The following is a 5,003-nucleotide window of genomic DNA, read 5'->3' on the forward strand; positions in this document are numbered from 1 at the left end:
GGGGTGGCGGTGTTCATTTGAATAAACGAGCGGCGACGGGCGGCGGCCGCGCGGGGGCCCCCCCCGCCTCTGTCATACCGTCATCCCCGCGCAGGCGGGGGTCACGACCTCGAAGAATTGAATTCCCCGACCTCGGGGACAGAAACACCACCGCATCCTCCTGGGCCCCTGCCGCTGCCATGAATGCCATTGCACCGTCCCTAGCTTCCTCGCCCACGTCGCGCGACCTGCGTGACGCCCGCAACGAGCGTCTGTTCCGCTGGTTCCTGGTCGCCACCGTCATCTTCGTCCTGGTCGCCCTGGCCAGCGCCGCACTGTCCATGCTCTGGGGCGGCCGCCACGCGCTGCAGGAGCAGGGCCTGAGCTTCTTCTACTCCTCCGAGTGGAATCCAGTCGAGAATAAGTTCGGTGCGCTGGCGCCGATCTACGGCACCATCGTCACCGCGCTGATCGCGATGTTGATCGCCGTGCCGGTGAGCTTCGGCATCGCCTTCTTCCTGACCGAAGTCGCGCCGCGCTGGCTACGTGGCCCGGTTGGCACCGCCATCGAACTGCTGGCAGGCATCCCCTCCATCATCTACGGCATGTGGGGCCTGTTCGTGCTGGTGCCGGTGATGACCGAATACGTCACTCCGTTCCTCAACGATCACATCGGTCCACTGCCGGTGATCGGCGCTTTGTTCCGCGGCCCGCCGTTGGGCATCGGCATGCTCACCGCCGGCTTCGTGCTGGCGATCATGGTGATCCCCTTCATCTCCTCGGTGATGCGCGAGGTCTTCCTCACCGTTCCGACCCGCCTGAAGGAATCGGCCTACGCGCTGGGTTCGACCAAGTGGGAAGTGAGCTGGGACATCGTGCTGCCTTACACCCGCTCCGCGGTGATCGGCGGCGTATTCCTCGGCCTGGGCCGAGCATTGGGTGAAACGATGGCGGTCGCTTTCGTGATCGGCAACAGCGTGCGCCTGACCCCCTCGCTGCTGGAGCCCGGCACCACCATCGCCGCACTGATCGCCAACGACTTCGGCGAAGCCACCGAGACCTACCGTTCGGCGCTGCTGCTGCTCGGCTTCGTGTTGTTCATCGTCACCTTCGTGGTGCTGGCACTGGCCCGCCTGATGCTGATGCGCCTGTCCCGCAAGGAGGGCAACTGATGTCCGCTTCCGCTGATTCGCTGTACCTGCGCCGTCGCGTCGTCAATGTCGTGGCCCTGTTCATGGGTTGTGCGACCGCCTTGTTCGGTCTGTTCTTCCTCGGCTGGATCCTGTGGACGCTGCTGTCCAAGGGCCTGCCGGGCATCAACTTGAACCTTTTCACCAAGATGACGCCGCCGCCAATGCAGGAAGGCGGCCTGCTCAATGCCTTCTTCGGCAGCGCGGTGATGTGTGCGATGGCGATCGGCATCGGCACGCCACTGGGCGTCGCCGCCGGCACCTGGCTGGCCGAGTACGGCAACGCCCGCAAGGCCGGCACCGTGGTCCGCTTCGTCAATGACATCCTGCTGTCGGCACCATCGATCGTGCTCGGCCTGTTCGTCTACACGCTGTACGTGATGCAGACCGGCGGCCAGTTCTCCGCATTTGCAGGCGCGCTGTCGCTGGCCTTCATCGTGCTGCCGGTGGTGATCCGTACCACCGACGAAATGCTGCGCCTGGTACCGGTGCAGATGCGCGAAGCCGCGTTGGCTCTCGGTGTGCCGCAGTGGAAGGTGATCATGCAGGTGCTGTACCGCAGCGCCATGGCCGGCATCGTCACCGGCATCCTGCTGGCACTGGCCCGTATCTCCGGCGAAACCGCACCGCTGCTGTTTACCGCCTTCGGCAACCAGTACTGGAACAGCAACGTCATGCAGCCGATGGCCTCGGTGCCGGTGGTGATGAACCAGTTCGCCGGCAGCCCCTACGAATCCTGGCAGGTGTTGGCCTGGGCAGGTGCCCTGGTGCTGACCGTGTTCGTCCTGCTGGTCAGCCTCTCCGCGCGCGGCCTGCTGCTGCGTAACCGCATCTCGAACGATTGAACTTAAACGATTGATTGCCATGGACCTTCCCATGAACGACCTCAGCAACGCCGTACCGATGCAGCGCATCAACGTGCCCGCCGCCAACCAGTCGCTGCACACGCCGGCGCCGGTCAAGCTCGCTGCACGCGGCCTGGACTTCTACTACGACAAGTTCCATGCGCTGAAGAGCATCAACCTGGAGATTCCGGAAAAGCGTGTCACCGCGCTGATCGGCCCCTCCGGTTGCGGCAAGTCCACCCTGCTGCGCATCTTCAATCGCATCTACGCGCTGTACCCCAAGCTGGAAGCGCGCGGTGAAGTGCTGTTGGACGGTGAGAACATCCTCTCGCCCAAGTACCCGATGAACCGCCTGCGTTCCAAGGTGGGCATGGTGTTCCAGAAGCCGGTGCCGTTCCCGATGACCATCTTCGAGAACGTCGCCTACGGCATCCGCCACCACGAGAAGCTGTCCAAGGCCGACATGGCCGTGCGCGTCGAGCAGGCGCTGCGCCAGGGCGCGTTGTGGGACGAAGTGAAGGACAAGCTCAACCAGAGCGCGCTGGGCCTGTCCGGTGGCCAGCAGCAGCGTCTGTGCATCGCCCGCGCCGTGGCGCTGCGCCCGGACGTGCTGCTGCTCGATGAGCCGACCTCGGCGCTGGACCCGATCTCCACCAGCCGCATCGAGCAGCTGGTCGAAGAGCTGAAGAACGATTACACCATCGCCATCGTCACCCACAACATGCAGCAGGCAGCGCGTGTGTCCGACTACACCGCCTTCATGTACCTGGGCGACCTCATCGAACACGACCGCACCGAAACCATCTTCTCCAATCCCTCCAAGCAGCAGACCGAGGACTACATCACCGGTCGCTTCGGCTGAGGCTGGCGCAGGCGGACCGTGCAATGGTCCACCGCCCGCTGGACGCCTGGCCAAGGATGGCCGGGCCGCACTCCGAAGCCAGATGTACGCCATGGATGGCAACGCAGCTCCCGAACGAATGCAGTCCCACCCGAACCGTCTCCAGCGAGCATTCCATGAATCTTCCCAACGACCACATCGTCAAGAGCTATGACGAAGAACAGCAGCGACTGGTAACCGAGATCGTGCGCATGGGCGAAATGTCCGTTGCCCAGCTCGAAGCCGCGCTGGACGTGATCGAACGCCGCGACGAGAAGGCCGCGCAGCGCATCGTCGCCAATGACGAGGCCATCGACCAGCTTGAGCAGCAGATCAGCCACGACGTGATGCGCCTGGCGCTGCGTGGGCCGATGGCCCGCGACCTGCGCGAGATACTCGCCGGCCTGCGCATCCCCGCCGACATCGAACGCATCGGCGACTATGCCGCCAACGTCGCCAAGCGCTCCATCGCACTTGCCGCGGTGCCGCCGCTGCCGCAGATCCAGGGCGTACGCGCACTCGGCCGACTGGCCGCGCAGCAGGTCCGCCGCGCAATGGAAGCCTATCGCGACAACGATGCCGAGGCCGCACTGAGCCTGCGCGCCGACGACGCGCGTCTGGACGCCCAGTACACCGCGCTGTTCCGCGAGTTGCTGACCTACATGATGGAAGACCCGCGCAATATCACCCCGTGCACGCACCTGCTGTTCATGGCCAAGAACCTGGAGCGTATCGGCGACCACGCCACCAACATCGCCGAGAACGTATGGTTCCTGGTACACGGTGATGCGCCGCTGCCGCCGCGCGAGAAGCGCGACGAAACCAGCACCGTCGATCACGCCTGATCGACGGTTGTCCAGCCGCGGCCTGAATGCGCAGGCAGCGGCCGCGCTGCCATCCGGTCCGCATCGGCCCGCTGCACCTCGTCGTGGCGGGCTGATACAGACAGGTACAAAGCGATACCCTGCAGCCGGTGTTTTTAATCAGTCATTCACGCATTTTTTCCGAGCATGGACTCGTCCGCAGCACTCCCGCCGCGCACTGAGGAATTGCCATGAAGCGTATCGCTGCCACCCTCCTGGGTCTGTCCCTGTTCGCCTCCGGTGCCGCCCTTGCCGGCCCAGCGCAGGATCGTGACCGCGACGACATTCGTCGCGACAAGTCGGCCCACAGTGCTGATCAGCACGCCCAAAGCCATCGCACCAGCACGCCTGCACCGGCCGCGCACAACGGCGCCCGCAACGCCTCCAGCAACAGTGCGCACCATGTCCCACGCAAGGGCGAGCGCCTGCCGCAGAACCAGCGCGGCAACCATATTGCCGATTACAGCAAGCATGGCCTGCGTCGGCCCGGGCGCGGCAACGAATGGCGCAAGGTCGATGACCGCTATGTGCTGATGGCAGTCGCCACCGGACTCATCATCGATATCGTCAGCGGCCATCGCTGATCACCATCGCCAGCTGAATCAACACGGGCCCCAAGTGGGCCCGTTGCCATTCCAACGGTGGCAAGGTCACGCCATTGCGCCGGACCGCTTGCTAAGCTCCAGCCTCCCCCCGGCCCAACCACCACCGGAGACACCATCAATGGCCATCGACATCCGCAAGTCCACCACGCTCGCCCTGGGCGCCGCCCTGCTCGGCGGCATCGCGGCCCCTGCTTTTGCCATGACCGACCTGGCCCAGGGCTATGCCCTCGGTGCCAGCGCCCAGACCCCACCAACCACCGAAGCACAAGCGGCCAGCGCTACCGCGCAAAGCACCGATGCCGCCGCCAAGCAGAAGGCCGAGGGCAAGTGCGGCGAAGGTAAATGTGGCGAAGGCAAGTGTGGTGCCGACAAGGACAAGCCCAGGACCGATGCCGCCAAGGCTGATGGCGAAGCAGCCGCCGGTGCCGACAAAGCCAAGGCCGAAGGCAAGTGTGGTGAGGGCAAGTGTGGCGGTAAGCACTAAGTCCTGCACACCACCCCACCAGCGCATGCCCGCCCAGGCCAGCGCTGGCCTGGGCCTGCGGCGCTCGCTGCTCGACGCCTTGCAGGCTGCACCGGCCGGGGGCGTGGGTTTTTGTGGTGGGGGCCCCGGGATAAGGGTGGGGGGGGGGGGGGGGCGG

6 protein-coding genes are annotated in these 5,003 nt (G+C 65.2%); all 6 read left to right on the forward strand.

What is annotated here, in order from left to right:
- Positions 1-179 precede the first annotated feature (179 nt).
- The 6 genes from pstC to QMX78_RS20030 all read left to right on the forward strand — a co-directional run bounded on the left by pstC (position 180) and on the right by QMX78_RS20030 (position 4,846).
- The gene (pstC, locus tag QMX78_RS20005) at positions 180-1,151 is read left to right on the forward strand and encodes a phosphate ABC transporter permease subunit PstC (protein ID WP_282272922.1); all 972 of its coding nucleotides are present in this window, start codon (positions 180-182) and stop codon (positions 1,149-1,151) included.
- Positions 1,151-2,014 (forward strand): phosphate ABC transporter permease PstA, encoded by an 864-nt coding sequence (gene pstA / locus QMX78_RS20010; protein ID WP_282272924.1) that lies wholly within the window; start codon positions 1,151-1,153, stop codon positions 2,012-2,014. The genes pstC and pstA overlap by 1 nt, the downstream gene beginning before the upstream one ends.
- Before the next feature lie 31 nt (positions 2,015-2,045).
- Entirely contained in the window at positions 2,046-2,876 is an 831-nt protein-coding gene (gene pstB / locus QMX78_RS20015; protein ID WP_282272926.1) for a phosphate ABC transporter ATP-binding protein PstB, read from the forward strand.
- A 155-nt stretch (positions 2,877-3,031) separates the two neighbouring features.
- Positions 3,032-3,739, forward strand: a complete 708-nt coding sequence (phoU, locus tag QMX78_RS20020) for a phosphate signaling complex protein PhoU (RefSeq protein WP_282272928.1) — start codon at positions 3,032-3,034, stop codon at positions 3,737-3,739.
- 209 nt (positions 3,740-3,948) lie between these two features.
- Positions 3,949-4,341 carry an RcnB family protein gene (locus tag QMX78_RS20025; RefSeq protein WP_282272930.1) on the forward strand — a complete coding sequence of 131 codons (393 nt, stop codon included), beginning with the start codon at positions 3,949-3,951 and terminating at the stop codon, positions 4,339-4,341.
- Between the two features lie 139 nt (positions 4,342-4,480).
- Positions 4,481-4,846, forward strand: a complete 366-nt coding sequence (locus tag QMX78_RS20030) for a hypothetical protein (protein ID WP_282272932.1) — start codon at positions 4,481-4,483, stop codon at positions 4,844-4,846.
- Positions 4,847-5,003 lie beyond the last annotated feature (157 nt).

It is taken from the genome of Stenotrophomonas sp. PS02298 (assembly GCF_029959445.1).
GTDB lineage: Bacteria > Pseudomonadota > Gammaproteobacteria > Xanthomonadales > Xanthomonadaceae > Stenotrophomonas.

Excerpts from the sequence above, each read along its gene's own strand:
- pstB (WP_282272926.1), top strand. The coding sequence starts at position 2,046 with ATGAACGACCTCAGCAACGCCGTACCGATGCAGCGCATCAACGTGCCC.
- pstC (WP_282272922.1), top strand. The coding sequence starts at position 180 with ATGAATGCCATTGCACCGTCCCTAGCTTCCTCGCCCACGTCGCGCGAC.
- QMX78_RS20030 (WP_282272932.1), top strand. The coding sequence starts at position 4,481 with ATGGCCATCGACATCCGCAAGTCCACCACGCTCGCCCTGGGCGCCGCC.
- QMX78_RS20025 (WP_282272930.1), top strand. The coding sequence starts at position 3,949 with ATGAAGCGTATCGCTGCCACCCTCCTGGGTCTGTCCCTGTTCGCCTCC.
- phoU (WP_282272928.1), top strand. The coding sequence starts at position 3,032 with ATGAATCTTCCCAACGACCACATCGTCAAGAGCTATGACGAAGAACAG.
- pstA (WP_282272924.1), top strand. The coding sequence starts at position 1,151 with ATGTCCGCTTCCGCTGATTCGCTGTACCTGCGCCGTCGCGTCGTCAAT.